Annotated in this window: 21 protein-coding genes and 2 pseudogenes; 14 read left to right on the top strand and 9 right to left on the bottom strand. The window is 59.9% G+C overall.

What is annotated here, in order from left to right:
* Positions 1-22: 22 nt before the first annotated feature.
* Entirely contained in the window at positions 23-229 is a 207-nt protein-coding gene (locus P0D73_RS33050; protein ID WP_408285878.1) for a hypothetical protein, read from the top strand.
* Positions 230-585: 356 nt separating this feature from the next.
* Positions 586-2,577, top strand: coding sequence for a sigma-54-dependent Fis family transcriptional regulator (locus P0D73_RS33045; protein WP_408434690.1), 1,992 nt, complete (start codon positions 586-588; stop codon positions 2,575-2,577).
* A 213-nt stretch (positions 2,578-2,790) separates the two neighbouring features.
* Here the strand turns inward: P0D73_RS33045 and P0D73_RS33040 are convergent, their stop codons facing one another.
* On the bottom strand, positions 2,791-4,008 hold the full coding sequence (locus P0D73_RS33040) for an FAD-dependent monooxygenase (RefSeq protein ID WP_408434650.1): 1,218 nt from the start codon (positions 4,006-4,008) through the stop codon (positions 2,791-2,793).
* 173 nt (positions 4,009-4,181) lie between these two features.
* Here P0D73_RS33040 and P0D73_RS33035 point away from each other — a divergent pair, with 173 nt between their 5' ends.
* On the top strand, positions 4,182-5,126 hold the full coding sequence (locus P0D73_RS33035) for a LysR family transcriptional regulator (RefSeq protein ID WP_408434648.1): 945 nt from the start codon (positions 4,182-4,184) through the stop codon (positions 5,124-5,126).
* Positions 5,127-5,210: 84 nt separating this feature from the next.
* Here P0D73_RS33035 and P0D73_RS33030 read toward each other — a convergent pair whose 3' ends face one another.
* Both P0D73_RS33030 and P0D73_RS33025 read right to left on the bottom strand, forming a co-directional pair.
* Positions 5,211-5,618: a DUF427 domain-containing protein gene (locus P0D73_RS33030; RefSeq protein WP_408434646.1), complete on the bottom strand. Its 408-nt coding sequence runs from the start codon at positions 5,616-5,618 to the stop codon at positions 5,211-5,213.
* 68 nt (positions 5,619-5,686) lie between these two features.
* Entirely contained in the window at positions 5,687-6,334 is a 648-nt protein-coding gene (locus P0D73_RS33025; RefSeq protein WP_408181373.1) for a glutathione S-transferase family protein, read from the bottom strand.
* A gap of 325 nt (positions 6,335-6,659) precedes the next feature.
* Here P0D73_RS33025 and P0D73_RS33020 point away from each other — a divergent pair, with 325 nt between their 5' ends.
* The 3 genes from P0D73_RS33020 to P0D73_RS33010 all read left to right on the top strand — a co-directional run bounded on the left by P0D73_RS33020 (position 6,660) and on the right by P0D73_RS33010 (position 9,318).
* Complete coding sequence (locus tag P0D73_RS33020; protein WP_408181414.1) at positions 6,660-7,559, top strand: LysR family transcriptional regulator; 900 nt, start codon at positions 6,660-6,662, stop codon at positions 7,557-7,559.
* A gap of 259 nt (positions 7,560-7,818) precedes the next feature.
* On the top strand, positions 7,819-8,286 hold the full coding sequence (locus tag P0D73_RS33015; RefSeq protein WP_408181375.1) for a MaoC family dehydratase: 468 nt from the start codon (positions 7,819-7,821) through the stop codon (positions 8,284-8,286).
* 141 nt (positions 8,287-8,427) lie between these two features.
* Positions 8,428-9,318 carry an NAD(P)-dependent oxidoreductase gene (locus tag P0D73_RS33010; RefSeq protein WP_408181377.1) on the top strand — a complete coding sequence of 297 codons (891 nt, stop codon included), beginning with the start codon at positions 8,428-8,430 and terminating at the stop codon, positions 9,316-9,318.
* A 10-nt stretch (positions 9,319-9,328) separates the two neighbouring features.
* Here P0D73_RS33010 and P0D73_RS33005 read toward each other — a convergent pair whose 3' ends face one another.
* Complete coding sequence (locus P0D73_RS33005) at positions 9,329-9,922, bottom strand: TetR/AcrR family transcriptional regulator (protein WP_408181378.1); 594 nt, start codon at positions 9,920-9,922, stop codon at positions 9,329-9,331.
* A gap of 102 nt (positions 9,923-10,024) precedes the next feature.
* Between P0D73_RS33005 and P0D73_RS33000 the strand changes: the two genes are divergently transcribed.
* From P0D73_RS33000 to P0D73_RS32985, 4 genes are all read left to right on the top strand, one after another.
* Positions 10,025-10,993, top strand: coding sequence for a quinone oxidoreductase family protein (locus P0D73_RS33000; protein ID WP_408181380.1), 969 nt, complete (start codon positions 10,025-10,027; stop codon positions 10,991-10,993).
* Between the two features lie 180 nt (positions 10,994-11,173).
* Positions 11,174-11,905 (top strand): SDR family NAD(P)-dependent oxidoreductase, encoded by a 732-nt coding sequence (locus P0D73_RS32995; protein ID WP_408181382.1) that lies wholly within the window; start codon positions 11,174-11,176, stop codon positions 11,903-11,905.
* Between the two features lie 197 nt (positions 11,906-12,102).
* Complete coding sequence (locus tag P0D73_RS32990) at positions 12,103-13,071, top strand: zinc-dependent alcohol dehydrogenase family protein (protein WP_408181384.1); 969 nt, start codon at positions 12,103-12,105, stop codon at positions 13,069-13,071.
* Positions 13,072-13,495: 424 nt separating this feature from the next.
* The gene (locus P0D73_RS32985) at positions 13,496-14,062 is read left to right on the top strand and encodes a cysteine hydrolase family protein (RefSeq protein ID WP_408434642.1); all 567 of its coding nucleotides are present in this window, start codon (positions 13,496-13,498) and stop codon (positions 14,060-14,062) included.
* Between the two features lie 162 nt (positions 14,063-14,224).
* Here the strand turns inward: P0D73_RS32985 and P0D73_RS32980 are convergent, their stop codons facing one another.
* Positions 14,225-15,826, bottom strand: a complete 1,602-nt coding sequence (locus tag P0D73_RS32980; RefSeq protein WP_408434640.1) for a 2Fe-2S iron-sulfur cluster-binding protein — start codon at positions 15,824-15,826, stop codon at positions 14,225-14,227.
* 61 nt (positions 15,827-15,887) lie between these two features.
* On the bottom strand, positions 15,888-16,433 hold the full coding sequence (locus P0D73_RS32975) for a carboxymuconolactone decarboxylase family protein (RefSeq protein ID WP_408181390.1): 546 nt from the start codon (positions 16,431-16,433) through the stop codon (positions 15,888-15,890).
* 136 nt (positions 16,434-16,569) lie between these two features.
* Here P0D73_RS32975 and P0D73_RS32970 point away from each other — a divergent pair, with 136 nt between their 5' ends.
* Positions 16,570-17,496 (top strand): LysR family transcriptional regulator, encoded by a 927-nt coding sequence (locus P0D73_RS32970; protein ID WP_408285866.1) that lies wholly within the window; start codon positions 16,570-16,572, stop codon positions 17,494-17,496.
* Positions 17,497-17,711: 215 nt separating this feature from the next.
* Here the strand turns inward: P0D73_RS32970 and P0D73_RS32965 are convergent, their stop codons facing one another.
* On the bottom strand, positions 17,712-18,593 hold the full coding sequence (locus P0D73_RS32965) for an alpha/beta fold hydrolase (RefSeq protein ID WP_408181392.1): 882 nt from the start codon (positions 18,591-18,593) through the stop codon (positions 17,712-17,714).
* 127 nt (positions 18,594-18,720) lie between these two features.
* Positions 18,721-19,443: an ABC transporter ATP-binding protein gene (locus tag P0D73_RS32960; protein ID WP_408181394.1), complete on the bottom strand. Its 723-nt coding sequence runs from the start codon at positions 19,441-19,443 to the stop codon at positions 18,721-18,723.
* A 59-nt stretch (positions 19,444-19,502) separates the two neighbouring features.
* On the opposite strand from P0D73_RS32960, the pseudogene P0D73_RS32955 reads away from it, so the two are divergent.
* Positions 19,503-19,945 (top strand): annotated as a pseudogene (locus tag P0D73_RS32955) (acyl-CoA dehydrogenase family protein); the annotation flags it as partial.
* Positions 19,946-20,092: 147 nt separating this feature from the next.
* On the opposite strand, the gene P0D73_RS32950 reads toward P0D73_RS32955, so the two are convergent.
* Positions 20,093-20,764, bottom strand: a complete 672-nt coding sequence (locus P0D73_RS32950; protein WP_408434638.1) for a hypothetical protein — start codon at positions 20,762-20,764, stop codon at positions 20,093-20,095.
* 616 nt (positions 20,765-21,380) lie between these two features.
* Here P0D73_RS32950 and P0D73_RS32945 point away from each other — a divergent pair.
* Positions 21,381-23,906, top strand: coding sequence for a type VI secretion system Vgr family protein (locus tag P0D73_RS32945; RefSeq protein WP_408434636.1), 2,526 nt, complete (start codon positions 21,381-21,383; stop codon positions 23,904-23,906).
* A 5-nt stretch (positions 23,907-23,911) separates the two neighbouring features.
* Positions 23,912-24,173 (top strand): annotated as a pseudogene (locus P0D73_RS32940) (M23 family peptidase); the annotation flags it as partial.

Below are 24,173 nucleotides of genomic sequence, written 5' to 3'. Positions count from 1 at the left end.
CACCGGTAGAAGGAGACGAACGATGGCTACAGGAACGGCCCGCCGCTTCAACGCAATTGCGATGACTGCGCGTTATCTTTGCGCGATGCCTTCGACGCGTCTGCTCAAGCTCACACTGGGCTGCAGCATTACACTGTGTGGGACAGGTATTCTGGTAAATGATGTAAGCGCAACGATCGCTCCGTTTTTACGTGGCGTCGCCGGTGCGATCATTAAAGCAATGGCATAGTCGACATGCTTGCCTGCCTGGGCGGTCGCTCTTGCGGATTGCGGCGAGAAGGAGAACGCACGCCTGGATGATCGCGTTCAGCGAACGTGCGTGACGAATTCAGGGGCACGACAAAAGAAGCTAAGAAAGGGGCGCGATCCGGTGCGCTGACCGTGTTTCCCCCAAAAGACATGTTGAAGATCCAGGGCTATACTGCACGCGCGTTAGCTGCTGGGTTTGAAAAAAATAGAAGTCCACCAGATACGCCCAGCCATAACATCCTAGCTAGTCAAGACGAAGCCAGCCGTAGAGCCCGGTTCCGCGTTAACCCATCGCCCAGGAGGAAAGTTGTGGCGAGGAGACATCAGATTGGCAGCATGTTGGGTCTAGGTAATCAGGCCGCGATGCGCAGCATCGTGGCCAACGCGCAGCGCGCCAATCTCCGTCATTCCGATCGGGGTACGATGCTCGCGTGGGAACGTTTTCTGGCGGGCGAGCCGTCGACGTCTGCTCCCCCGGCGCTTATCGACTCATGGCAACGCAGCTTGCAGTCCGGCGTCAGTCCGACCGCGGTCTCGGCGCCGATCGCGGTACACGGCGACGCGGTTGCGGCGCTGTGCTGGCGCCATCGCGACCTGCTGGCAGCGGCCGACCGCCTGTTCACGGTCACGGCCGACCTTTTCGCCGATTCACATTCAATTCTGCTGCTCACGAACCAGGACGGCGTGATCCTCAAAGCGGCGGGCGATTTGCGCACGCGGGCGGCGGGCGAAAAAATCCATCTGACGATCGGTGGCGACTGGGGCGAGGGCAGAGCCGGCACGAATGGGATCGGCACCGCGTTGGCGACCCGCGAGCCGACCTATATCCATGCCTCCGAGCACTTCTGTGAAGGCATCAAGTCATGGAGTTGCGCAGCCGCGCCGATTTGCGAACCGGGCACTGGTGCGGTGATCGGTGTGCTCGATATTTCCGGACCGCCTTCCACCTATCAGATCAACAACCTCACGTTGGCCGTGACCGCGGCGCGCCAGATCGAAATGGTGCTCGCCGAGCAGGCCGCGCGCGAGCATATGCGTTTGTTGGCCTTTTGTCTGCAACGGTTGTCGTCGTCGGATGCAACCGGCATGGTGGCGATAGACCGCAGCGGCCGGCTCGTGCATACCACGGGCAGAGTCGCATTGCCGGTCGGCATCGGTGAGCGTTTCCCGGGGATGAGCGAGACTTCCGCCGTGGAGGACTGGACGCAGCATTTGCCCGCAGGGTTGCACGCCGAATGGTTCAATCCTGTGGTCGTCGACGGCAACACGATTGGCGCGATGCTGGTCGTGCCCGCGCGAACGCGCCCCATCCATGCGCGAGTCGCGGAGCGCAGCGGAGAGGCTGATCCGCTGCGCAACTGCTTCGCGCAGATTCAGGGGCGAAGTGCGGCGATGCTGGCGGCCGTCAATCGTGGACGCCAACTTGCCAGCAGGCGCGTACCGGTACTGATCGAGGGCGAAACAGGGGTTGGCAAGGAACTGTTCGCGCGCGCCATTCATGGCGAAGAAGGAGGAGGCGGCCCGTTCGTCGCGTATAACTGCGGGGCGGCGTCGAAAGAACTGATTGCGAGCGAGTTGTTCGGGCACGTGCGCGGCGCTTTCACTGGCGCGACGACGGAAGGGCGGGCCGGCCGTTTCGAGCTGGCTCATGGTGGGACGCTCTGTCTCGACGAGATCGGTGAGATGCCGCTCGAACTGCAACCTGTCCTGTTGCGTGTACTGGAAGAAGGCATCATCTACCGGCTTGGCGACACGCAGCCGCGGCGCGTCGATGTGCGCCTGCTGGCAATGACCAACCGCAATCTGCGCGAAGAGGTCGAGTCCGGTCACTTTCGCCGCGATCTGTATTACCGGATCAGTGTTACGCGCATACGTATTCCGCCGCTGCGTGAACGGGACATTGATATCGATCTGCTCGTCGAGCACTTTAACCGCAAGCTTGCCTTGCGCCACGGGGTCGCCGAACGACAACTGAGCGCGGAGATCATGGCGGTGTTGCGCGCCTATTCGTGGCCAGGCAACGTAAGGGAAATGCGCAACGTGATCGAGAATATGCTTTTGACGTCCGGCGAACCCGCTGTGTCGTTCGATGATCTGCCAGCCGAGTTGCTCGATGAAATCGCGACGTCCGGGGACGTGCCGTTGCTGCGGGACGAGGGGGCGAGTCTCGAAGAAACGGAGCGTTTAGCCATTGCACGCGCGGTGCACAATGCGCACGGCAATCTTGCGCAGGCCGCCCGCGCCTTGGGCGTTTCGCGCAGCACCCTTTATCGCAAGATCGAGCTTTATCAGTTGGAAGGGATCGTCAAGCCAGCGGGAAAGGAATGAGGTTGTGCGGAGACCTGTGCATTGGCTGCTCGCGGGGGGCGGCAGATGACCGCGTCGTGCGCAGAGGGACTGCGCACCTGATCCGAGCGACCCAGACGATTTCGCCTGGTTCTGCTCCGAGCGCGATGAACCTTATCCGTTTTTTTCGGCACAGTAGCTTGTGCAACGACTCGTTGCACAAGCGTCGTGGCCACACGTTGTCACACGACTTACTCAAAGCCAGGTGCCACCCTGCCGTTCACTCGGCTCTTCCGTAAGCGCATCGAAATCGTGAATCCAGTCCAGGTGATTCAGCACGCTGTCGCGTGCGCGCAGGCGCGCGTTGCGGGCCTGCGCGGCCGGTCCGTCGGGCAAGTGCAGCACGTCCGCAGTGGTTATCGACGCGTACTGCACCTTGCGCGTGCGGCCCCGGCGCAGGCGCTCGTAGGCTTCCTGCGCCTCGCGCCAATTGCCTGGACCCGCCGAGGCCAATTGAGCGGCCAACACCACGGCATCTTCAATCGACTGGTTGGCGCCCTGGCCGTGATGCGGCACAAGCGCATGCGCGGCATCGCCGATCAGCGTCACGCGGCCTTTGCTCCAGCGGCCGAGCGGGGGACGGTGGAACAATCCCCAGCGCTGACTGATCGGCACAGCCGTAATCATCTGCACGACGGCCGGATGCCAGTTCTTGAATAGGCGCAGTTGCTCGCCCTCGCTGGCGGGCATCACCCAGTCGCGTAACGGCCACGGCGATGGATGACGCTCGACCAGGAGGAAATTCTGGTCACCGTTGTCGCCGATGGGATAGTGCAGCAGATGGCCGCCGGGCCCGACCCAGAACTGGATGGTCTCGGGATCAGGCAGCAGGTCCATGCGTTCAGCCGGCACCACGCCGCGAAAGCCCGAGCAACCCGAATACAGAGCGTCGTCATAGCCGAGCATCCAGCGCCGCGTGATCGAGCGCGCCCCGTCAGCGCCGATCACGAGGTCGGCGTCGATGCGCTGGCCGTTATCGAACGCCAGACTCACGCGATCCGGGTGCTGCACGAGGTCGACCAGCCGATGGCTCAGTTTGATGCGCTCAAGGCCGACGGCTCTGGACAGCACCGCCTGCAGATCAGCACGATGAATGCCCCAGTACGAGCCGCCGAACTGCTCGCGATAGCTGGGCGCGCCGCGATGATGGCCGATGACCGTGCCGCTGCGTCCGTCGCGATAGATGAGGCCCGGCACTTCAGCACACACCTTGACGAAGTCCGGACGCAGTCCCATGCGCTCGTAGAAGCGCGTCGCGTTGGCCGAGAGCGCGACGGCCGCGCCCACTTCGCGCAGCTCTTCGGTCTGCTCGTAGAGTTGCGCATCGATTCCGTGCTCGCGCAGCGCGAGCGCCAGCGTAAGGCCGCCGACGCCGGCGCCGACGATCGCAATCTTTAGATCCCTCTGCTTCATGACTGTGTCTCCGATATCCAGATTGGTGGGTTTGGGCCGCCATGGCATTTCCCGGCGCCATGTCGAATGCGCATGCCGTGTCAGTATTTTCAGCACTAGACGTTCATTCCTCAATAAGATGAAATGAATCTGCTTCATCACTGGATTGAATGAGACCCGGCTAGGCGTGAGTCATGGAACTGAGTGAAATCGACCTCAATCTGCTGCTGCTGTTTCAGCGGCTGATGCAGGAACGGCGCGTGGCGAGCGTCGCCGAGCAGATGAACATGAGCCAGCCCGGCGTCAGCAACGCGCTCGCCAAGCTGCGTCGCCGGCTTGGCGATCCCTTGTTCGTGCGCGGGCCGGGCGGAGTCGTGCCCACGCCATTCGCGCTGCGTCTGGCGGAACCGGTCTCGCAGGCGCTCGCCACCCTGCACGCCGCACTCAATCCGGTAACGGGTTTCGATCCGCTGCGCGCGATGCGCACCATCACGATCGGCATGACCGATATCGGTGAAGTCGTTTTTCTGCCGGCGCTGCTCGAACGACTGTCGCGCGTCGCGCCGGGCGTCGCACTCAACACGGTCCGCGACACAAGCGTCAATCTGAGCAACGAGATGGCCGACGGTCGGGTCGATCTGGCCATTGGCTTGCTGCCGCAGCTCAAAGGTGGTTTCTATCAGCGCCGCCTGTTTGATCAGCGCTATGTCTGCCTGTTCAGACGCGGCCATCCGCTCGATGACGCGCCGCTCACGCTCGCTGCATGGCGCGAGGCCGAGCATCTCGTGGTCGTGTCGGCCGGCACCGGCCACGGGCAGGTGGAGGAATGGCTGAAACGGCGCGGCGTACGGCGTCAGGTGCGACTGACGGTGCCGCACTTCATGAGCGTGGGCTACATCCTGCAACGCACGGATCTGATCGCCACGGTGCCGGAGCGACTTGCGTTGCAACTGGCAACCCCCTTCTTGCTCAACCTGCGCGCGTTGCCCATGACGCTGCCCGCCGCACCGATCCATCTGCTCTGGCACACACGAGTCCAGCAGGACGAAGGCAATCGTTGGCTGCGCGGGGTAGTGATCGAGCTGTTTGCGGACACGGCAACGCATGTGCGCAACGCCGGCGCGCAGCAAAAGAAATAGCGCTCGAGGTCGAAAGGGCCGGTCGCTTCAATCATGGGCGATCGAGGCAACCGGGTGCGTGCGACGTGGAGCGACTACGGGCGCTCAACTCGACGCAGCCGGCCGCTCGTCGATCGAGTCCACGCGGTCCGGATAGAACGCGAGGTGATCGCGAATTCGTGCGACGGTTTCGTAAGGATGCTCGTAGCTCCAAACGGCGTTGACCGCACGCACGCCGCCAGCCGGAATCGAAAAGTACGCGCAATCACCCTTGTATGGGCAGTAGGTTGCGTGGTCGGTGCGCTCGAGCAACGTCATGTCGATATCCTTTCGTGGGACATAGACAACTGCCGGGTAATTGGCCTCGCGCAGCGTCAACGCGTCCTGCGTATCGGCAATGACCTTGCCGGCCACCGTGACTACCACCCGCGATGGGTTGCGTCCGATGGTGATCGGATGGCCCTTACCCGGAATCTTCACTGGCCGGGGGGCGGGAGTGGTGTTAGTGATCATGGGTTTCTCCTTGAGTTGGCGCCTCAGGGGCGTTCGTTCCGGCAACGAGTCGGCGCCGGAGCAATGCGTTATGCGTTAGCGCTCGGCCGGGCAGATACCTCGTCGTACCATCGCTTAAACGCGGTGTGTTGGACTGGAATCGGCATCCTCAGCGCGTTGGCCGCGAAGTCGGTCGTCACGAGCGTCGTGATGTCCGCAGCGGAGAAATCATCGCCGGCGACGAACCGGACTGTCTCGAGCCGTACGTTGAAGTCGGCGAAGAAGTGGGCTACGCGCTGTTTGCTTCGCGCGATCAGTTCTGGAATCTGGTCATAGTCATGCGGACCTGACAGTGCACGACCTTTCAGTCCCGCGACCGCGTTACGTACTCCTTCCATGACTGGCGCGAAGCCGTCCAGTTCTGCGCGGCGTTCCCACATCGTGACGAGGGCTTTCAACTTTGCCGTGGTGCCCAGCAATGGGGTCTGCGGATACGCTTCTTCCAGATAACGCCAGATGGCGGGCACTTCGGCGATGACGGGGCCGTCGGGGAGGGCCAACGCTGGCACCTGGCTGCGCGGGTTGATTGCTCGGTAAGCATCGGAAAACTGCTCTTTGGCGCCCAGGTCGACAGGCTTCGTCGGGATGTCGATTCGCTTCTCGGCGATGAAGATGCGTACGCGGCGTGAGTTCGGAGAACTCTTTGATTCGTACAGTATGGGTGTTTCGGTTGTCATTTGAATCGTCCTCTATGATGCTTCGATAAATATGGATACCTGATTAATTAGGCGTCTCGACGACACCGGAAACAGGCGTGAATCAGGTTGATCTGGAGTCTCGATCCGCCGTCGACACACAGCGTTTCACCGTTAATCCAGCGCGTTGCATCCGGGGCGAGAAAGGTATGGCTTGAGGTGCACGAACTGACTGAGCGGCGACCCCGGCCCGAGCGCTGGGAGCACACTCCATGAAACGTCCGTGGGAAAGAATCTAGAGACTTGTGGCAACATTGAAAAAGACTTTATAGGCTGGTCGGCATACTTCACAGGCATGGGATCCGCAATGGAACTGCGACATCTTCGGTATTTCATCGCTGTCGCTGAGACGGGCAGCCTGACGGAGGCAGCCGAACGGCGCCTGCACACTTCGCAGCCGTCACTGAGTCGGCAGATTCGGGATTTGGAGGATCAGGTTGGGGTCGAGTTGCTGAGTCGCAGCGCACGCGGCGTGGAACTGACGCCAGCGGGCAAGGCATTCATCGATCACGCCCGACTGGCGCTGACCCAGGTGGAAGCCGCAGTCGAAGCTGCCCGAAGGGCAGCGCAACCTGCCAAGCAGCGCTTCTCTCTCGGCTTCCTCACTGGGCAGGAAATGACCTGGCTGCCTGAGGCCATGCGCATTCTGCGCGGCGAGTTGCCGAACATCGACGTCATCGTGTCCAGCGACTATTCGCCGGATCTTGCCGAAGGACTCGCGCGCGGCAAGCTGGATTTGGCGTTCCTGCGTGCCGAACCGGACTTCAATCTCGCCTATCAGGTCGTGGGTCGGGAACCGCTCGTGGTGCTCATGCCTGGTGACCACGCGCTGACGTCCCGCGTTGCAATCCTTCCACAAGAACTCGTTGGTGAGCCTTTCATCGCCATGGGTGACAAGGCCAAGGTGCTACGCGCGGTGATCGACGATTACCTGGATCGATCTGGAGTCCATATCACGTCGGCGCAGAGTGTGGACAACCCCGCGGTGGTGATGTCACTTGTTGCGTCGACGCGAGGCGTGACGCTGATCCCGGCCTATGTCGAAAACCTGATGCCTGGGTCGGTCGTTAGCCGTCCGCTCGAAGGCGGGGCGCCGACGATCGACTTGGTTATCGGTTACAGAAAGGCAAATACCTCTCCGATTCTGAAGCTGTTCCTCTCGAGAGTGGATGAGCTAATCGCCGGCGTCGCGAAGAGATCTTCGTGATTCTGCTTAAGCTGACGGCAGCCCTCCGGGGTCGGACTCCTGCCTTCATATCCGTAAGCTCCTTCCGCTCCGATTTCTCCCTTGACAAAGTAACAGACCTGTTCCTATTATTAAAGTTACGTACAGGTTGGTAACTTTATTGGAAATAATTCGATGTGCCGTGATGGCTACGAGTCGGGCACTGTCACCTTGTGCACTGGCCGCGGGGGAAGACTTCGCGCTTCCGCTTGAAACCATCACCCGAACCTGGAGTTGATTCATGAATCAGTTGACCGAGCGCTATTTAGAGGATTTTGCGGTGGGGCAGGCGTTCGGGTCAGGACGGCTGCGTATCGACCGGGAACGGGCCATCGCGTTCGCTGCCGAGTTCGATCCGCAGCCTTTTCACCTCGATGAGGAGGCGGCCCGCCGCTCGATTTTCGGTGGACTGGCCGCTAGCGGCTGGCACACCGCTGCCGTGACGATGCGCTTGCTGATAGAGACCGAACTCAAGCCGGCCGGCGGCTTCATCGGCGCTGGACTCGATGAGTGCCGCTGGCCCCGGCCAGTGCGCCCCGGTGACGAGTTGCGCGTCGAGTGCGAGGTGATCGAGGTGCGACCGTCGAAGTCGCGTCCGGAGCAGGGTCTGATCAAGCTCCGAACGACCACCCTGAACCAGGACGACGAGGCCGTGCTGATGTATGTCGTGAACATGGTCGTGCCGCGCCGGAAACAACCTCCGTGTTGATGCCGCAAAGCGGGATCGCCGGAGAAGAATGCTCATGATCGAAATTTCGGATCCCGAACCGAATGCGTCGAATCCGAACGGGCCCTGGCGTTCGCGGGCAACGTATCCGACCGTGTCGCCACAAGCGCCAACCGTCTTGGGATGGAGGTGAATATGGACATCGGTTTCATCGGCTTGGGCGTCATGGGACAACCCATGGCGCTCAATCTTGCCCGCGCGGGCACACAACTCGTTGTCTGGAATCGCTCCGCTGACAGGAACGAGACTTTGCGAGCGGCGGGCGCAACGGTCGCGACGAATCCGGCCGAGATATTTAAACAGACCCGCACGGTATTCCTGATGCTGGTCGATGGCGACGCAGTCGACACCGTGCTCGGCCGCGGCACATCGCAGTTCAGTGCGAACGTTGCGCATCACACGATCGTCCACATGGGGACGACTTCGCCCGACTACTCGCGCGGACTTGAAAGCGACATTCGCAACGCCGGTGGCAGCTACGTGGAAGCGCCCGTCTCGGGCTCGCGCAAGCCCGCCGAGGCGGGCCAGCTTGTAGCGATGCTGGCGGGCGAAGACGCGGCCGTCGAAAGCGTCCGCCCTCTGCTCGAGCCAATGTGCCATCAGACGATTGTGTGCGGCCCGGTTCCGAATGGGCTTCTCATGAAGCTTGCGGTGAACCTGTTTCTGATGACCACGGTCGCCGGCCTTGCGGAAGCGGCTCATTTTGCCGATCGGCATGGTCTGGACATGCAGCAGTTTCGCGCCATCTTGGACGCCGGTCAGATGGCGAGCGACATCTCACGCGTGAAGATTCTCAAACTGGTGATGCGTGACTTCGATGTTCAGGGGTCGATCACCAATGTGCTGACGGTCAATCGATTGATTGCGGAGGCGGCCAGGGAAGCCGGGGTCGCGTCGCCGCTATTGGATGTCTGCCATGCACTATTCGGCGAGACGCTGGCGTTGGGGCACGGACAGTCCGACATCGCGGCCGTTGTCCACGCACTCGAGGCAAGAACCGATTCCAGCAAATGATCGCGTTCGACTAGGCCAATAACTTCGTGGCGGCATCAATGAGGTCGCCACGCAGATCACCCGACTCCGCTATTAAGCCGGTGACATATGCGCCGTTAATGAGGAGCGCTATCTGAGACGCGGTACGGTTGGGATCATCAACGCCCAGCCTGATCGCGATCGTTGCGAGCCGCGCCCGCATTTCGTCCTTATTGTCTCGGGCGATAACCCGGCCAGGATGGCTGTCGTCGGGAAACTCCGCCACCAGGTTAAGAAAGGGGCAGCCACGAAAGGCGGGGTGCGCAATCCGTTTCGCGATTCCTGATAGCAGCGCGTCCAGCAAAGCGCGGGGGTCCTCAGCGTGCTTCTTTTCAACGTCATCCCACCACGCCCAGAACAACCGATCTTTCTCCGCTGCGAAAGCAGAGATCAAAGCGTCCTTGGAGTCGAACACGCGATAGAGGCTCGTCTTCGACACCCCGGATTGCTCGACGACCGTGTCGACGCCGATGGCACGGATGCCCTCGCGGTAGAACAGATCGCTTGCCGTCGCGAGGATACGCTCCCGTGCGCTTACTTCGCCCTTTGGCGGGGCTCCCCTGCGGGGTCGGGCTCCTGCCTTCATATCCGCCAACTCCTTTCATTCGGATTTTCTGGTTGACAAAGTAACAGATCGGTACCTACTATGAAAGTTACGTACAGGTCTGTTACTTTATAGGATACGCCAATGCGGGTGATCGAAGCGGAAACCTTTTCGGGCTATGACGGGTTGCGGCAGATCGAATCACCCAAGCCGCAACCGGCAAAGGGCAGGGTGCTGGTTCGCGTGAGGGCCGCTGGCGTCACGCCGCTCGAATACACGCTCCTGTCGGGCGGACACCCACGCGCCAAGGCGCCGCTGGTGCTCGGCAACGAGGGCGTCGGCGTTATCGAGGACGCAGGCGACTCGGGGTTCGAGGTAGGAAGCCGCGTGATGTTCACGGGACCCTATGGCGTTGCTGAGAATGGCGCATGGCAGGAATGGCTGCTGGTGAGGCCGGAACATCTGGCGTTGGCTGACGCGATCGGGGACGTCGTCGCAGCCAGCATTCCGGTGGCCTATCTGACGGCACAGATCAGCCTCACCGACGCCGGGTTCAAGCCGGGCATGACCGTTCTGGCTCCTGGAATCGGCGGGTCGGTCGGCAACGCGACCTATCAGCTCGCGCGGGCACAGGGCGCCGGCAAGGTGATCTCTACGGCTGGCAGCGCGGCGAAAGCCGCGAGGGCACGCGAACTTGGCTTCGAGCACGTGATTGACCTCACCGCGGAAGGTCTCGCCGACGGTGTTCGTCGGATAACGGCCGGCAAGGGCGTCGATATCGTCATCGAGAGCATCGGTGGCACTGTGACGAGTGAGGCGCTGAGCAGCCTGAGTCGCGACGGTGTCTTGATCACGTTGGGCTACTCCGCTGGCCGCAGAACGACCATCGACGTCACGGACCTCATCTGGAAGGGCGCGCGGATGGCCGGCTTCTCCCTGTTCGCCCAGTCACCGGCGACGATCGCCACCGCGTGGCAGCACATCATCCCATTGATCGTAAGCGGATCAGTCAAACCGATCGTCGAGCGGGTCTACCCCCTCGCTGATGCGGGCGAAGCCCTGCGTCACCTGATAGAGGATCGGCCATTTGGAAAAGTCATTTTAACGATGTGACCGGCATCGCTAGCGGATATTCACAGCTCCCACGCGCACCTATTCCATTCGTGCAACGGGACGGCGTTCCGGTTCGAGGTCTAGCCGCCGGACAGCCAAGGAGATGATCGACTGGCTGGCAGCTGACCGCCAGCCCAGAGGCGTTGTCAACCGGAATCAGCAATCAACGGAGTAGTCGTTATGGATAAGTTGCAGGGAAAGGTGGCCGTCATCACTGGCGGTTCGTCGGGGATAGGCCTCGCCGCCGCGAAGCTCTTCGTCGCCGAGGGCGCCTACGTGTTCATTACCGGCCGTCGCCAGAAGGAGCTCGACGAAGCGGTGAGGGCCATCGGAGGCAATGTGACTGGCATCCATGGAGACGTCACCAATCTGGATGATCTTGACCGTCTCTATGAGAGCGTCAACGCAACAGGGCGAAGAATCGACATCGTCTTCGCCAACGCTGGCATCGCTGAGTTCGCCGCGTTGGGCAATATCACCGAAGCGCATTTCGACAAACTGTTCAATACCAACGTGAAGGGAGTGCTCTTCACCGTCCAAAAGGCTCTGCCGCTCCTGAATGACGGCGGATCGATCATTCTCACGGGCTCCGTCGCGAGCGCCAAAGGGACGCCCGCCTTCTGGGTCTACGGCGCGACCAAGGCCGCCATCCGCAATTTCGTACGCGGTTGGACTGTGGAGTTGAAGGATCGTCGCATCCGTTCCAACGTCCTTAGCCCGGGGCCAATTGATACCCCGGTCATTGGTCAGCAGCCTCCGGATGCTATTGCGAGAATTCTATCTACCATCCCGATGGGACGCATGGGGGAAGCCGACGAAGTTGCTAAAGCTGCTCTATTTCTCGCTTCGGATGACTCGAGTTTCGTCACGGGCATCGAACTCTTCGTGGACGGGGGCAGGGCTCAGATCTGACATCGATCGATTCGCTTCGCCGCCTTGTTCGCACGTCGAAAACCGAAGAATCGACGTGTTGCGCGAAGCTCCGAATATCGTGACTACAGCGCGCGCCTTCCCCAAATGGATTGGCTGACATTCCGCAACCCGATGTCCTATGAGGCATGCCCGGACGCCGCGTCCACTTAGGCGTCCATCGAAGATGGAGTTTCATCATGAAAGTTATTGTGCTCACCGCATATGGCGACCCTGCAACGGGACTTGAATTCCGTGAGTTGCCCGAACCCGCCAGTCCGGGCGCGGGCCAGGTGATGGTCGCGGTCGACTACGCTCCTATCAACTTCAGCGACATTCTCGTCGCGCGGGGCTTGTATCCGCTACATCCGGAATTGCCATCCGTGATCGGCTACGAAGGTGCGGGGCGTGTGCTGGAAGTTGGCGCCGGAGTCAGCAACGTCAGGGTCGGCGATCGCGTAACTCTCCCGATGGGCAGCTTCACCTGGCGCGAGCGGATGGTCGTCAACGTGGACGGCATAGTCGCGCTTCCCGCCGACGCCGACCCTAGTCAGTTGGCAATGCTTACTATCAATCCGCCCACCGCGCACCTGCTGCTCGAAACATATGTGCACCTTGGGTCGGATGACTGGATTGCAATCAACGCCGCCAACTCGGCCATAGCGCGCTGGATAGTCGGCTTCGCCAAGCAAAAAGGTGTCAGGACTCTCGGACTCGTGCGCCGCGCTGAGGCTGTGAGTGCCGCGCAAGAAGCGGGATGCGACCTGGTCTTGCTGGACGATGATGACGCGCCGACGAAGATGACAGCGGCGCTGAACGGAAAGCGCGTGCGGCTTGCATTGGATGCTGTCAGCGGGGAAGCTGCTGGCCGTCTGGCGAAGCTGCTGGGCCCTCGCGGCACACTGGTGTCGTATGCCGCACCAAGCTTTGCTGCTATAGCGGTTAGCCCTTTCGACGTCATCTTCAATGACCTGACCATTCGTGGCTTTTCTTTGGGCAATCCGGACTTCGCCGGACAGATTCCCGGCGCCATCATGCAGGCGTCAAAGATGGTGGCGGCAGGCGAAGTTGCAATTCCAGTGGCCGCGACATATCGGCTGGAGGAAATCGGCGCCGCAATCTCCCATCAGATGCGAGGCGGAAAAGTTCTTCTGAAAGTCAGCGGCTAGGTGCAGCACATCAGGCAATGGCCAAACTGCGAGTGCGTGATATTTTGCCTTGGTCAACGCGTTGCATCGCGGGCAACGCTGAGGCAGCAGAAGCCGCAATTTTTAGCCACGGTCGCTGGGACGGTAGTCGGTCGCTGTCCGGCCACGAACGGTTCTTAGCGTCTGATGTCGTCTTCAATGCGCGGCGATAAGAACACATCACGTCAAACACGTTCTGGCGCAACGGCGAGTCAGGAAATTCTTCCCTTAGTACGAACAGTGCACTCTGCAATTCGATCATTCCGCCGGCTACATGTTTCGAGCAATATAAGTCTCAGTGCGCGGCAGTCATGCTGCACCTGAAAAAGGTGTGCACGCGCATCTGGCACATTCATGAAGCGCCTATGGCGCCCGAAACTTACTCACCGTTCGAGGTGGAGGCAATATGACGAAACAGGCACTTATCGTGGTCGATATACAGAACGACTATTTCGCTGGAGGTAAATGGATACTCGACGGGGTCGACGACGCGGCAGACAACGCACGTGACGTTATCGATGCTGCAAGAACCAAGGGCGACCTTGTCGTCCATATACGCCATGAAACCCTGGCGAAAGATGCGCCGTTTTTTGTGCCCAGCACCGAGGGTGCCCAACTCCATCCGAAGGCTGCGAATCTGCCTGACGAGCGTGTGATCGTTAAACATCACATGAACCCCTACCGCGAGACCGACCTTCAGAAGATTCTCGAGAATCACGGAATCGAAGCGGTTGTCGTAGTCGGAAATATGAGCCACATGTGCATCGACGCGGTCACTCGCGCTTCGGTCGACTTCGGCTACAGGACGACAGTCGTTCACGATGCGTGCGCCACTCACGATCTTGAATTCAACGGTGTAAAGGTGCCCGCTACGCAAGTGCATGCCGCGTTCATGGCAGCACTGAGTTTCGGGTACGCCGAAATTGTTTCTGCCGCAGCCTTTTTAGACTCCAAGGGGCAAAGAGCCGCTTAAAGAAACGAAAGCCCGGCACGCATGCCGGGCTTTCGTCAATCGGACTTCCGCATCCGCATTGTCTGGCGGCTCATGCGCAAGCGGCCCCTCAAGAGCCACGCAGGGTGGTCTTGAGCGGCCGGCAAATCAGGACTATTGCGAGTACTTCGGCATCGCATCCATCTATAAATCCAGCGTCAGATTCGCGCCGGTCGCACGCGAAACGCAGATACACATCAGTTTTTCATCATTACGCTGTTCGCTCGACAGCACGTCGTCGCGATGATCCGGGCTACCGCTAGTCACCTTAACCGCGCACGTGCCGCACTGACCCGTGTGGCACGACGCAGGTGCGTCGATGCCGGCGGCGTGAACGGCATCCAGAACAGTTTGATTTGCCGCTACTTCAATGACTTTCCCGCTCCTCGCGAGCGTCACTGTGAGTGGGTGATTCTCTGTCGCGCTAACAGCACTCGTAAAGCGCTCGAAACGGATGCGCTTTTCATCAACGCCGGCAATGCGGCCGCCGTTGCGGACAGCATCGATCAGGCGCGCCGGTCCGCAGACACAAAAGAGCGTGTCGCGCGGCGCCGCGCCAATCAATGCCGCGGGATCGATACGCGTACCTTCATCAGCCGGATAGACGACGAGGCGCCCTCCGAATTGTGCTTCGAGTTCTTCGAGGAATGGAGCTTCGCTGCGCGACCTGACCGCGTAGTGCAACTCGAAAGGCTGGCCTCGCGCAGACAACGCATGCATCATCGACTTGATCGGCGTAATGCCGATACCGCCTGCGATCAATATCGTGCGAGGCGCATGATCGTCGAGACGGAAGTGGTTTTCCGGCAATCCGCAATGAAGCGTCAGACCCAGCCGGAACGCGTCATGCACGCTTGTCGAGCCGCCGCTGCCGGCGTCCTCGCGCAGCACCGCGATTTCATAGACGTTGCGCTGTCCCGGATCCGAAGCTATCGAATAACGGCGCGTGCCTGCAGTGCCATCGGCAAGCCTCACCGGCACCTCCAGGTGCGCACCCGCGCTGATTTCGGGCAAGGCCGCGCCGGCGATATCGCGCAGTTCGTACGCGCGCACGCGTGCCGTCAATTGACGCACGCCAGTGATCTTGAGCGTGAGCGGGCCATCGCCGAACTGGTCGGGTTGACGCTGCGCCGACGCCTCGGCCGACACTTGCGCCAGTTGTTCTTTCATGTGGCGCAACCGCGCGTGAACTGGCGCGACCATGCGGGTTATTTCCGCTTCAGTAAAGCGCGGCGTGATGTGTTGCGGACAGTTCCAGTCGAATCCTTCGATGCTAATCACAATGACCCGTTCGACGCGGCCGTCGTAGCCCGGCGTGCGCACGCGCTCGACAAGTGCGGGATCATCCGCGATCTCGACGGTATGCGCGCGGCCCAGAAGCTTCAGGCGCCGCTGGTTCGCGTAGTCCATCACGATCATCGCGATACGGTCGTCTTTCTTCAGATTGCCGACGCTGATGTACTGGACGTTGCCGACGAAGTCGGTAAAGCCCAGCGTCCTGTCGTCGATGACTTTCAGAAAACCGGCCGGGCCGCCGCGATGCTGCACATAGGGCCAGCCGGTTTCGCTGACGGTGGCCTGATAGAAGTGGTCGGCGGCCTTGATGAAGTCGATCTCGCGGCGGCCCAGGCGATCACCGCGGTCCGACGTCCGGTCCAGATGCGCATACTGTTCCCGGCTCCCCATCAGGGTCTGGATTTCGCGCACCTGGGCGGTGAATGCGATATCGGAAAAAGCACGTCCCATGGTCAGCTCCTCGTCGTCGAGTCAGGCAATCACGTCATCAAGTTGTCGGCACGCCGGCGCCTCAGGCGGCCAGCTTCAAGCTGACCTTCGGGAAATCGATATCGACCTGGCTCGCCTTGCCCAGCACGTTGGTCAGGAAGTTCATGCCGACATGAGTGATGATTTCGACGATATCGGAGTCGCTGTAGCCGGCACTGCGCACCTCGGCGAGTTCGAGTGTGCTGATTTCGCCTTTGTTTTCCATCAGGCTGCGCGCGAATTTCACGGCAACCGCGGCTTGTTCATCTTCACTGGTGCCATTGCGGGCCGCCGCGACTTCTTCCGCGGACAGGCCGGTTTTACGGCCGATGGCGGTATGCGCGGAGACGCAGTATTCGCAGCCGTTCTGTTGCGCGAGGGTCAGCGCGATCCGTTCGCGCGTCAATGCGTCCAGGGTGCCGGCGTTCGCGATGCCGTGCAGGCCCAGAAAAGCGCGCAGCGCGACCGGAGAGTTGGCGAAGATCTTGAGGAAGTTGGGAACCATGCCCAGTTGGGCGTGGATGGCGTCCAGCAGGGCTTGCTGTTCTTCGTTGGCGTTGGTGTTGTCAACGGTGGTAATGCGGCTCATGGTGATTCCCGGATTGAATTGAAGGGGGACCGCTGCGGCAACCGCCGTTTTGAGCGGACGACCTCAGTCTGGTTGATTCCCGCCATAATAGGAATCGTTGCTACCGGGAATGGATTGTTACCAGACGAGGAATAACGTGGATCGACTCGAAGCAATGACCATCTTCGTTGCGGTGGTCGAGGAGGGCGGGTTCGCCGCTGCGGCGCGCAAGATGAAGATTTCGCCGCCGGTGGTCACACGCGCGGTGAATAACCTGGAGGCCATGATGGGCGTGCGGTTGCTTGCAAGGACCACGCGCATCGTCCGGTTGACCGAGGTCGGGGCGCGTTACGCGAACGATTGCCGGCGCGTGCTCGCCGACCTGGCGGAGTCAGAGGAGGCTGCGGCGGGCACGCATCGCTCGGTGCGCGGGCGGCTGGTCATTACTGCGCCGTCGCTGTTCGGGCGGATGTTCGTCACGCCGATCGTGACCGCTTATCTGCGCCGCTATCCCGACACGGAAGTCGAGTGCCGTTTTCTGGACCGGGTGGTCAACATGATGGACGAGGGGGTCGACGTCGCGATCCGAATCGGCCCGCTGCAGGACTCGAGCTATCAGGCGCTACCCGTGGGGCAGGTACGGCGGGTGGTCTGCGCGTCGCCTTTGTATCTGCGGCAGCACGGCACGCCGCTCACGCCGGCGGATCTGACGCAGCACGTGTTGATCTCGACGGCAGGCCTGACGCCGTCGCCGGACTGGCGGTTTGCCCATGCCGAGGAGCCGGCCGTCGTTCATGTGCGTCCGCGGCTTACGGTGTCGTCCAATGACGACGCGATCGTCGCGGCGCTCGATGGATTCGGCATCACGCGGCTGTTGTCATACATGGTGGCGAAACATCTGGCGGCGGGGACGCTGACGGAAGTGTTGCGCGAGCATGAAACCACCGTTGTGCCCATTCATGTCATGCAGCACGAAGGACGTCACGCACCAGGGAAGGTTCGGGCGTTTCTGGACATGGCTACGGAAGCACTGCGCGGCGACCCGGCTTTGACTTTGAAGAAGCGCGGCAGGACAGGGCGCTAGCTGGCGGGTTGCCACGGTAGCCGCGGGCGCTTGGCGCTCAGAGGTTTCATGACAGCACGAGCTGTGGCTCAGTGATGCGGTGAATCGGCGTGGGATCTGCGCAATCGGACGGTGGCCGCACGCGAAACCGCATCACACCTTGAGCGGGCAGAAGGCACGGCAAATCCATTGCCAGTCGAGGGGCTGCGGCGCCGCACTACGTCACGCTCGCTAACTCACGAACGCCGCCGCAGGAAGTCGACGACAAGTCTTGTAGTCGCGGCCGGCTGTTCTTCCGTGATCCAGTGGCCGCAATCCGGGATGATCACATCTTCCACGTTATCAGCCGCACACCGTATCACCGTGCCGATCATAGGACCGAATGTAGCTTCGCCACCCAAGGCCAGGACCGGCATCTGAAGCTTGCCCTGAGCGAGGAACGTCCTGTTGTCGATCGCATCCTGGCTGAACGCCAGGAACTGGGCAAAGCCCGCTCGCATTGCGCCGGGTTGCGCATAGAGCGCCGCATAATGCTGGCGCTTCGCTTCATCAAACCGCCTCGGGTCCCGGGAAAGTTCGTTCCAGAAACGGTCGAGATAGATGCGCTCGCGGCCGGCGACCAGGCGCTCCATGTCTTGACCACCGAAGCCGAAGTGCCACATCGCCGGATCCTGTCTGATCTGATCCCATGGTCCGACGCCGGGCAGCGGCGCATCGATCGCCACCCATCGGCTCACACGCTCGGGGTGGGTGGCGGCAACTGCGAAGCCGACCATGATGCCGATGTCGTGCGTCACCAGTTCGGCCGTACGCACACCCAGGGCGTCCAGGACGCCCACCACGTCCGCCGCCTGATTCTTCTTGTCATAGCCGCCGTCAGGCTTCGACGAGAGGCCCAGCCCACGCAGGTCGGGCACGACAATCATGTGGTCTTCGATGAGTGCGCTCGCCAGATGACCCCACATGTCGCCCGTTGTGCCGAAGCCGTGCAGCATGACCACTGCCGGGCCATGACCGCCGACCCGCACATGGATGGATGCACCGTTGGTTTCGATCGTCCGCGTCTGCATCTCAGCCGGGAAGGGATAAACCCCGTCTACGTGGGCATGCTCGCTCATCTGTGTACTCCAGGATTGCTTCTAGTTGACGGGATTGGCGGCTCGTTGTGCGGTGGCGAATCGCCCGGTTAGTCATGCTAACAACGTAGAAGTGCGCTTTGAAGCGGTTCGAGTTGGGTTCATGCGGTCATCCTATCCGGGCGGCTTGACGTCGACAAGTGAACAGGTTGCTCATTCTTTTTCCACCTGCGCAACAATGTTGATACATCTCTGGCCGGCCCTCTTGTTGACGGCAGCGAGAAAAATACAGGTCGTGCAACTGCGTCAAGTTCACTTCGGCGGCGGGCTTCGACAATGTCACTTTGCCGCCTTGCACCAGATACACATGATCGGCGACATCGAGCGCCATATGCGTGTTCTGCTCGACCAGCAAGATCGTGCGGCCTTCTGACTTCAGCCGTTTCAGAATATCGAACACCTCTCGCACCATAACGGGCGAAAGTCCGAGCGAGGGCTCGTCGATCAGCAGCACCTTGGGGTCCGAAATGAGTCCGCACCCCATCGCCAGCATCTGCGCCTGACCGCCCGAGAGGGTGCCTGCCTGATGACGGCTGCGTTCGCGCAGCAGCGGAATCAGCTCATAAACGCGTTCGAGGTTGGTTCGAACCGCATAGCGGCATGGCTTCGCGAATGCCTCCATCATGAGATTCTCTTCGATGGTCATGTCGCGGAAAATCATGCGGCCTTCCGGAATCAGTGCCACGCCCTTTGCGGCCATGTTCCAGGTTGGTTCGCTCGACGTGTCCCTACCAACCAGCGAGGTATGGCCACGCAACACCGGAATCAGACCCATGATCGTGCGCAGCAGCGTGGTTTTTCCCGCGCCGTTAGGCCCGACGATCGTTTTCATCCCGTCGACTACGAAGGCCAAGGCCTGCCCAAGCTGATCGCCACACCGTGCGTCGCACCGAAGTGCAAAAACAAACCTATGTGCCGAAGCTGATTTCCGGCGAGTGGACCGGCACGATGAACCTGACCGAGCCGCAGGCCGGTTTCGATCTCGCGCTGGTGCGCACGCGTGCCGAGCCGCAAAGCGACGGTTCGTTCAAGCTGTTCGGCACGAAGATTTTCATCATGTGGGGCGAGCACGCCATAGCGGAGAACATCGCGCATCTCGTGCTGGCGCGCACGCCGAATGCGCCGGAAGGTGTGAAGGGCATTTCGCTCTCCATCGTGCCGAGGTTTCTCGTGAATGAAGACGGTTCGCTCGGCGAGCGCAACGACGTGCACCGCGTGTCGATCGAACACAAGCTCGGCATCAAGGCGAGCCCGACCGCGGTGCTGCAATTCGGCGACCATACATGTTCATCATGATAAATGCGGCGCGTTTTGCTGTCGGCAGGCAAGACGTCTGTTCTTTAATTTTACATAATATAAATTATCAATGTCAGTGGTACCTAAAGAGGTGTTGCATAGTTTGCCTTCATAGCCTAGATCGAACGCAACGGTCATGTATCATTTGGCACCTTTTTACCGTTGCATCGATCAATGGCTTTCCTTCAGGCTTGGAGTGGGAAGCTGAGCGACAAGTCTGGACCATTCGTTACGTTCGATAACCGCTGTAAGAAATCTTCGGCGATATCAATTCTTACAAAACTGTTGCGATCGAGAAATTGACCCCAGAGGGGCATGTTGCGAAATCGCGATTTCGCAACCTTCGCGCTCGCCATGTACCCCTTTGGAAAGCACAGTTGATAAGCGCGTAGGTTATAGAGCCATGAAGTTCCGGCAACGCGTGTCGCCTCTGGCTGGTTGCGCCTTACGTGATCGAAAAGCGAGCGGAGTTCTGCAAGTCGCACAGGCAGGCGGTCGATGCTTAAAGGAGAAACCATGGGCGGCTCTATATTCTGGAAGTGAATGCGCACGCATTTCGCATCCTGCTTAGCATATGAAAAACAACCGAACGTCGCGACCATGGATTGCGGCTGGGAAGCTTCAGTTCGCGCAAGATAAAAACGATATGTCCAGTCGCACAGATCGGCCGCTTGGCTCAAACCATCTACGTAGCAGCGCCAGGTAGGATGATCTTGGTCGAAGTCCCGGCCAAGCCCGAAGCGGACGTAGATATTCGTATAGTCGAGCAACGCACGCTCGATTGGCATATCGATCAAAGCGACAGCGGCCCGTGCAAAGTCGATTTGCAGATCAAAGAACTCCTTGCTGTATCGCATCCAGGCACCCCTCTTAAGCAGGGATTGTCGGCGATCTAGGGAGCTTCGTCGACTGACCGCTCGTGGCCGATACTGTTGAAAAAGTCGCCGCGGGGCTTATTCAGTTTCCCCTCTAGAAAATCGGCCTCTCAGATCGCCCTACAAACCGCTCGCGCACGCCGGTCAAGGGTAAGAAGACCCCTGAAAACCTAGCGAGAACGACGGTCAGCGACTTTTTCAACAGTATCGGCCGACTGCACGCGTTCAGTCTCCCGCACCGTAAGCAGCCGGTCGGAACGATTCGCCCGGGTTAGTGGCAGCTTCATGGCGTCATAACTCAGCGGGTGCAACCGGCCATGAAGAGACGGTCGACCTTGTGTCTCAGATCGCTAACAATTCTACGGGGTCTTGGACCAAGGTCCATTCGAATGCAGCAACGTTCGTTACCTTACAAATTAGAAATAACTTAAAAACAGCGAGTTAAATTTACCTTTATGCCTGATGCATGTTCAGCCGCGATAAATAAACACCATTTAACACTCAGATAATATCAACTGTATAGTCGGCCGATCTGAAGTTTTGTAGAATCGCGCGACGGCGGCATGGCTTGATCAGCTAACAAGAAGAGAGAGGCGGTATGGGCGCGCAGGACATAATCGGGGCAATAACTGGCGGACTCGTCCAGAGTGACCGCCTGCTGAAGCTGGATACTTCGCTCGGAAATAGTGTCCTGGTGCCCCAGCGGGTCGTCGGTCATTCACGAATCGGCCGTAATTACCAGTTCACGGTAGACGTTGTTTCAACATCCGCCACGGTTGAGCTCAAGACGCTGATTGCCCAGCCCGCCACGCTCTGGGTGCAGCAGAGTGACAGGTCGTATTTGCCTCATCACGGCTATGTTCACACGGCCCGCCGTCTCGGGTCGGATAGCGGGCTCACGAGTTATCAGATCGGCTATGCGTCATGGATGCACTTTCTGCGTTTTCGCAAGGATGCGCGAATCTGGCAGGACAAACCGGCTGACGAAATCCTGACGGATGTATTCAACATGCACCCACAGGCTCAAGGTGCATTCCGCTTAGCCCTGAGCAAACCATTACCCTCGCGCTCGTTCTGCATGCAATACGAGGACGACTGGAATTTCGTGCACCGTCTGATGGAAAGCGAAGGCCTGTTTGGCTACTTCGAGCAGGCGAGCGATGGCAAGTCGCATACGCTCATCGTGACGGACAGTCTCGACACCTTCCAGCCACTTTCGCCGCAGACAGTTGAGTTTTATCGCGCGGGCACGAACAACGAAACCGATGCCCTGGTTCAGTGGTCAGGCACAAGAACGCTGCAAAGCACGACGCTCACCACTCGCACCTTTGATTACAAGGTCCCCGCTTCATCAGCCAACCCGAAAGGCACCAACATCCCAACGCTGCCTACACAGGGAAACCTGCCCCAGCAAGCCGAGGTGTATGAATATACCGGGGCCTATACCTACGGCATGCAGGACCGGGGCGATACGCTCTCAAAGATCCGCATGGAAGAGTGGGAATCGCGGGCAAAGCGTTTTTACGGTTCAGGCGGTATGCGAGGTGCGGATGCCGGCTGCTGGTTCGAACTTGACAGTCACCCTGACCACGCCACGGATAGCGCACAGAACCGACAGTTCGCCGTTATTGAAGCCGCATGGTTCATCGAGAATAACCTCCCGGTGTCCAGCCAGGCGGCCGACTTCCCGCATAGCCTGAAGGGCGACCTTGCGACGATCAGAGCGAGTCACGCCTCTGACGAGTCATTGAAGGTCGGACATGCTGATGGCAGTGAAGGCTTCTTCCTTGCGGAAATTGAGGCACAACGCAAGGTTGTTCCGTTTCGCAGCCCGTTTGACCATCACAAACCGAAGATGCACTTGCAGACCGCGATTGTTGTCGGTCCAGCCAACGAAGAGGCCTACACAGATTCACTGAACCGTATCAAGATGCGCTTCCACTGGGACCGGCTCAATAACGGTGACGAAAAAGCGTCATGCTGGGTGCGAGTTGCCATGTCCAATACGGGGGGCGGATACGGTGGCGTGCATGTGCCACGAATCGGCGAAGAAGTGTTAATCAGCTGGGTAGACGGCGACTGCGACAGGCCGCTCGTAACGGGCCGGGTCTACAACGGCGCGACGCAACCGATCTGGCATTCCAATGGCCTGCTGTCAGGCTACAAGTCAAAGGAATATCAGGGCAGCGGCTACAACCAGATGGTGATGGATGACTCGACGGGTCAGAACCGCGTTCATCTCTATAGCACCAGCACAAATGCGCACTTGCATCTGGGTTACCTGATCGATCAAAGTGGTAACGCTCGTGGACCATATCTCGGCAGCGGCTTCGATCTGAAGTCCGACGCTTACGGTGCAGTGCGTGCCGGTCAGGGCCTGTATGTCACGACCTATCCGGTAACCAGTCAGCCGCTAGATGCACGGCAGGCAACCTCGCAACTGGTGAATTCGGAAAGCGTGCTGGAATCGATGTCCGACGCCAGCACCACACATCAAGCCGAAAGCCTCAAGGACGGTCACGATTCGCTGAAGTCCTTCACCGACGCAACACAGAACAGCGTGTCGGGCTCATCATCGGGTGGAAACACCGCCGGCGGTGGAGTCGGAAGCACGAATGCGTTCAAGGAACCGGTCATGCTGTTCGCCAGTCCGTCCGGCATCGCACTGTCCACGCAGAAATCCATTCATATCACGAGCAATGCACAGACCAACCTCGTGAGTGGCCAGAGCACGCATATCGCGAGCGGCAAATCGCTGCTTGCGAGCGTCGCCGAAAAGCTTAGTCTGTTCGTACAGAATGCAGGCATGAAGTTCTTCGCGGCGAAGGGCAAGGTAGAAATTCAGGCCCACTCCGACAACATCGAAGTGACAGCACAAAAGACTATGAAATTGCTGTCCGCGACGGAAAACGTCGAAGCAGCAGCGAAGCAGGAAATTCTGCTGACATCGAGCGGTGCCTATATCCGGATCAAGGACGGCAACATCGAGATTCACGCGCCCGGAAAAATCGACGTCAAGGGTGGGCAGCATTCATTTGCCGGACCGACCAATCTCGAAACACCGCTTCCCGTTCTTCCGCAAGGCGATGTGAAAATCGGCAACGCGTATACCCTCTCGCGATAACAACAATGATTATCAGCCCCCCTTTCTTGCCCGCGGCGGGGACGACGTCCAACGACGCGAACGCCTTAGATCCTGTGATGGACGCCGTCGACCAGTTCGAAATGGCACACGGTATCTATCCCATCGCCTTTGACCGACGGTGGCATACCGGCATCCATTTAATGCCAGCTATGCAGAACGAACGCGTCAGGGCCATCGCGGACGGTGAAGTCGTGGCGTATCGTGTGTGTCAGAAAGCGATCGACGGCGGTAGCGGAACACCCGACG

It is taken from the genome of Paraburkholderia sp. RL18-101-BIB-B (assembly GCF_046026985.1).
Classification (GTDB): Bacteria; Pseudomonadota; Gammaproteobacteria; order Burkholderiales; family Burkholderiaceae; genus Paraburkholderia.
This window is presented reverse-complemented; position numbering and strand designations above follow the sequence as displayed.

What these genes read in the sequence shown, in the direction of transcription:
- P0D73_RS33050 (WP_408285878.1), top strand. Translation starts at nt 23, where the DNA reads ATGGCTACAGGAACGGCCCGCCGCTTCAACGCAATTGCGATGACTGCG.
- P0D73_RS33045 (WP_408434690.1), top strand. Translation starts at nt 586, where the DNA reads ATGTTGGGTCTAGGTAATCAGGCCGCGATGCGCAGCATCGTGGCCAAC.
- P0D73_RS33040 (WP_408434650.1), bottom strand. Translation starts at nt 4,008, where the DNA reads ATGAAGCAGAGGGATCTAAAGATTGCGATCGTCGGCGCCGGCGTCGGC.
- P0D73_RS33035 (WP_408434648.1), top strand. Translation starts at nt 4,182, where the DNA reads ATGGAACTGAGTGAAATCGACCTCAATCTGCTGCTGCTGTTTCAGCGG.
- P0D73_RS33030 (WP_408434646.1), bottom strand. Translation starts at nt 5,618, where the DNA reads ATGATCACTAACACCACTCCCGCCCCCCGGCCAGTGAAGATTCCGGGT.
- P0D73_RS33025 (WP_408181373.1), bottom strand. Translation starts at nt 6,334, where the DNA reads ATGACAACCGAAACACCCATACTGTACGAATCAAAGAGTTCTCCGAAC.
- P0D73_RS33020 (WP_408181414.1), top strand. Translation starts at nt 6,660, where the DNA reads ATGGAACTGCGACATCTTCGGTATTTCATCGCTGTCGCTGAGACGGGC.
- P0D73_RS33015 (WP_408181375.1), top strand. Translation starts at nt 7,819, where the DNA reads ATGAATCAGTTGACCGAGCGCTATTTAGAGGATTTTGCGGTGGGGCAG.
- P0D73_RS33010 (WP_408181377.1), top strand. Translation starts at nt 8,428, where the DNA reads ATGGAGGTGAATATGGACATCGGTTTCATCGGCTTGGGCGTCATGGGA.
- P0D73_RS33005 (WP_408181378.1), bottom strand. Translation starts at nt 9,922, where the DNA reads ATGAAGGCAGGAGCCCGACCCCGCAGGGGAGCCCCGCCAAAGGGCGAA.
- P0D73_RS33000 (WP_408181380.1), top strand. Translation starts at nt 10,025, where the DNA reads ATGCGGGTGATCGAAGCGGAAACCTTTTCGGGCTATGACGGGTTGCGG.
- P0D73_RS32995 (WP_408181382.1), top strand. Translation starts at nt 11,174, where the DNA reads ATGGATAAGTTGCAGGGAAAGGTGGCCGTCATCACTGGCGGTTCGTCG.
- P0D73_RS32990 (WP_408181384.1), top strand. Translation starts at nt 12,103, where the DNA reads ATGAAAGTTATTGTGCTCACCGCATATGGCGACCCTGCAACGGGACTT.
- P0D73_RS32985 (WP_408434642.1), top strand. Translation starts at nt 13,496, where the DNA reads ATGACGAAACAGGCACTTATCGTGGTCGATATACAGAACGACTATTTC.
- P0D73_RS32980 (WP_408434640.1), bottom strand. Translation starts at nt 15,826, where the DNA reads ATGGGACGTGCTTTTTCCGATATCGCATTCACCGCCCAGGTGCGCGAA.
- P0D73_RS32975 (WP_408181390.1), bottom strand. Translation starts at nt 16,433, where the DNA reads ATGAGCCGCATTACCACCGTTGACAACACCAACGCCAACGAAGAACAG.
- P0D73_RS32965 (WP_408181392.1), bottom strand. Translation starts at nt 18,593, where the DNA reads ATGAGCGAGCATGCCCACGTAGACGGGGTTTATCCCTTCCCGGCTGAG.
- P0D73_RS32960 (WP_408181394.1), bottom strand. Translation starts at nt 19,443, where the DNA reads ATGAAAACGATCGTCGGGCCTAACGGCGCGGGAAAAACCACGCTGCTG.
- P0D73_RS32950 (WP_408434638.1), bottom strand. Translation starts at nt 20,764, where the DNA reads ATGCGATACAGCAAGGAGTTCTTTGATCTGCAAATCGACTTTGCACGG.
- P0D73_RS32945 (WP_408434636.1), top strand. Translation starts at nt 21,381, where the DNA reads ATGGGCGCGCAGGACATAATCGGGGCAATAACTGGCGGACTCGTCCAG.